1 pseudogene is annotated in these 220 nt (G+C 70.0%); it reads left to right on the plus strand.

The annotated features are described in order from the left end of the window. A pseudogene (locus AA75_RS44855) lies at positions 1 to 163 on the plus strand (IS5/IS1182 family transposase); the annotation flags it as partial. Positions 164 to 220: the final 57 nt, after the last annotated feature.

Genomic DNA, 220 nt, shown 5'->3' on the forward strand with positions numbered 1-220 from the left:
GGTGCTGCCCAAGAGGTGGCTGGGGGAGCGGACGTTCGCCCGGCTGATGCGCTCACGCCGCCTCGCCCGCGACTACGAGGGCCGAACCGACACGGCGGAAGCAATGATCCGTTGGTCGATGACCATGGTCATGACCCGCCGCCTCGCCCGGCGATCACGCTGAACGACCCCGGACGTTCTCAGCCAGCCAGCCAGCCAGCCAGCCAGCCAGCCAGCCAGC

It is taken from the genome of Kitasatospora sp. MBT63 (assembly GCF_000710465.2).
Taxonomy (GTDB): Bacteria; Actinomycetota; Actinomycetes; order Streptomycetales; family Streptomycetaceae; genus Kitasatospora.